The organism is Mycobacteriales bacterium (assembly GCA_035504215.1).
Taxonomy (GTDB): domain Bacteria; phylum Actinomycetota; class Actinomycetes; order JAFAQI01; family JAFAQI01; genus DATAUK01.
Genome location: DATJSI010000122.1, coordinates 1 through 3429, shown reverse-complemented (window position 1 = coordinate 3429; position 3429 = coordinate 1). Strand labels below are relative to the sequence as shown.

The 3429-nt window shown below is 68.4% G+C and carries 2 protein-coding genes; both read left to right on the top strand.

Annotation, left to right across the window (positions count from 1 at the left end; translation table 11 throughout):
* The first annotated feature begins 283 nt into the window (after positions 1–283).
* Positions 284–1456, top strand: coding sequence for an acyl-CoA dehydrogenase family protein (locus tag VME70_14485; protein ID HTW21407.1), 1173 nt, complete (start codon positions 284–286; stop codon positions 1454–1456).
* Between the two features lie 489 nt (positions 1457–1945).
* Positions 1946–3429: nitrate- and nitrite sensing domain-containing protein (locus VME70_14480; protein ID HTW21406.1), on the top strand; the 1484-nt coding region annotated here is incomplete at its 3' end.

The window sequence follows — 3429 nt, the reverse complement described above, 5'->3', positions numbered from 1 at the left end:
GGGATGTCGTCGTCGGGGTAGGGGGCGTGCGGCAGGTTGGCGCCACACCGGAAGCAGATCAGGTCCTCCGGCTGCACCCCGATGCCGCAGTTTGGGCAGGTCAGGATCGCCATCTCCTCGCTTGAAGCCGGTAAGCCGTTGCCAGCTACCATACCGCCCATCTCGGGGTTAGCTCCAGCGATCGTGCAGACCGCCCATCCCAGACACCATTGGCGATCAGCCTCCGCCCAGCGGAGGCACGGGGACTCGGCCTGCTGGGAGTACCCGGCAGTAGCATCAGTTCATGGTCGATTACGAACTTCCTCCGGAGCAGCGTGAGCTGCGCGGAACGGTCGCCGCGTTCGCCCGCGAGGTGGTCGCCCCGGTCATCGGCGACTACTACGAGCGCGGCGAGTTTCCCTACGACATCGTCGCGGGCATGGGCAAGCTCGGCCTGTTCGGCCTGCCGTTCCCCGAGCAGTACGGCGGGATGGACGGTGACTTCTTCACTCTGTGCCTGGCGATTGAGGAACTGGCCCGGGTCGACTCCTCGGTCGCGATCACGCTGGACGCGGGGGTGACGCTCGGCGCGATGCCGGTCTTCCGCTTCGGCACGGCCGAGCAGCGCGAGCGGTGGCTCCCGCCACTGGTCGCGGGGGAGCGGCTCGCCGCCTTCGGGCTGACCGAGCCGGGCGGCGGCACTGACGTCCCCGGCACGATGCGCGCGACCGCCCGGCTCGACGGCGACGAGTGGGTGGTCAACGGCACCAAGGCGTTCATCACCAACTCGGGGACGGCCATCACCTCGCTGGTCACGGTGCTGGCGCTCACTGACAGTGCTTCCGGAAACAGCGAGGGAGAGAAGAAAGAGAACTCGACCATCATCATCCCGAACGGTACCGAGGGCTTCCGTCCCGCCCCGAAGTACTCAAAGGTCGGGTGGTGCGCCTCCGACACCCGCGAGCTGTCGTTCGACGACTGCCGCGTCCCGGCGGCCAACCTGCTCGGCGAGCGCGGTCGCGGTTACGCACAGTTTCTGCGCATCCTTGACGAGGGCCGGGTGGCGATCTCCGCGCTCGCGACCGGCCTCGCCCAGGGCTGCGTGGACGAGTGCGTGCGGTACGCCAATGACCGGGTCGCCTTCGGCGTCGCGATCGGCAGGCACCAGGCGATCGCGTTCAAGCTCGCCGACATGGCCGCCCGGGTGCACGTCGCCCGGCTCGCGTGGTACGACGCCGCCGCCCGTCTGGTAGCCGGGGTGCCGTTCAAGAAAGAGGCGTCAATCGCCAAGCTGATCGCCTCGAACGCGGCGATGGATAACGCCCGCGACGCGACCCAGATCTTCGGCGGTGCGGGGTTCATGAACGAGTCTCCGGTGGGCCGGTTCTACCGGGATGCGAAGATCCTCGAGATCGGCGAGGGCACCTCCGAGGTGCAGCGCCTGCTGATAGCCCGGTCGCTCGGCGTGACCAGCTAAGATCTGGTGCGGCTGCGGGCGAAAAGTGTAGGTTTTCGTGCCATCAAGGGCTAGAGCAGAGTAGCCTTCCATGAGCCCCGCAGGCCATCACTGCCTAGCCCGACTTGACGGAGGGATGCTGACTTCCGTCAAAGTTCGGGGGGATTCCCGGTGAATGCCGGGTCTGGGGCTGGCAATTGATGATTATATGTCCCTACCCGTTTTGTAGCGCTAGCTGGAAGAGTTGCCCTGTGCCGGTCCAGGTGGCCCTTGAAGCTGCGAGGTGTGCGCGCAGTGCGTAGACGTTCGATGACCAACGGAAACGGCGGTCCACAGACGCCGGCTTCCGGCCTTCCGCTCGGTGGCGGAGGGCCCGGCGGACCGCTGGCCGTCGGCGAGGGCCAGGGTGGCCCTCGCGCTGGCTCCCAAGGCGGACCCGTTGGCCAGGTCGGCCTGCCGGTCCCGGTTTCCCGCCGTAGCCTTCCGTCCGCGGACAAGTCTGGCGTTACTGTGCGTAAGGGTTCATCGTGGCGGCCGAGCAACTGGCGCGTCCGCTGGCGGCTCATCGCCATCATCGTCGTCCCCACGGTGTTCGCCCTCATCCTCGGCGTGATCCAGATCGCCGGCTCGGTCAGCAACTACGACTCGTACAAGCGCGTCCAGACTCTGGCGGACCTCAACTCGCTGGTCGTCCAGGGTGCCGCGCTGCTCGCGGACGAGCGCGACGTGACCGCCGGGTACGTCGCCGCGGGCGGCCAGGCCGGCCTTGCCCCGCCGACGCTGAAGGCCACCGTGCTGGCCGACCAGAGCGCGACCACGCAGGTCATGAACAAGATCAGCACGCAGGCCCAGGCGGTCGTCAACGGCAGCGGCTACCGCGCGCAGACGGTCGAGGACCTCAGCAACGGCGTGCTCGCGGGCATCAGCGACCTGAAGTACATCCGCCAGGCGGCGACGACAACCAAGTCCCCGGCGCTGTCGGTGATCACGAACTACGACCGGCTGATCCAGGCGTTCATCACGTTCAGCAATGACGTCGGGGCCGGCACCGGCAACGACACGCTGCAGTCCGATGTCTCCGTGCTCAACGCGCTGCTGCGGATGGAGGACGACGCCTCGCTCCAGCGCGCGTACCTGTACCAGGCGCTCGAGTCGCCGTCGCCAGCCCTGACCCCGGTCGCCCTCGGCGACATCGACCAGGCGGCCGAGCAGCAGCAAGCGGACACGAACCAGTTCGGGACCGTGGCCTCGGTCGCCGAGCAGCAGACGCTCAACAACACCGTGGCGGGCCCGCAGGTCGACGAGGCGAAGTCCGCGGAGAAGCTCGCGATCGCGACGGCCGGCACGGCGAAGCTGCAGATCGGCACGCAGCAGACCTGTACCGGCACGACCGCGGCGCCGGCGGCGTGCTGGTACAGCACGCAGACCGCCCAGATCGACGACATGCGGACGGTCAGTGACCAGCTGGTCGGCCAGGTCACCGACCAGGCCGACTCGCTCGCGCAGACCGCGCTGCACGACGCCATCCTCGACTCGGTGGCGGTGCTGCTCCTGCTGCTCCTCGTCCTGCTGATCACGACCCTCGTGGCGCGGTCCATGATCCGCCCGCTGCGCCGGCTGCGCAGCGACGCCCTGGACATCGCCGGCAGCAAGCTGCCCGCGATGGTCCGCAGGCTGAGCGAGAGCGAAGGCGGCGACGCCGCCGCCGAGATCGAGCCGATCGGCGTCGTCTCCACCGATGAGTTCGGTGAAGTGGCGCGGGCGTTCGACCAGGTGCACCGGGAAGCGGTCCGGCTGGCCGCCGACGAGGCCATGCTGCGCGGCAACCTGAACGCGATGTTCGTCAACCTGTCGCGCCGCAGCCAGTCGCTCATCGAGCGCCAGCTGTCCCTGATCGACTCCCTCGAGCAGTCCGAGCAGGACGCCGACCGGCTGTCCAGCCTGTTCCGCCTGGACCACCTGGCGACCCGTATGCGCCGCAACTCGGAAAACCT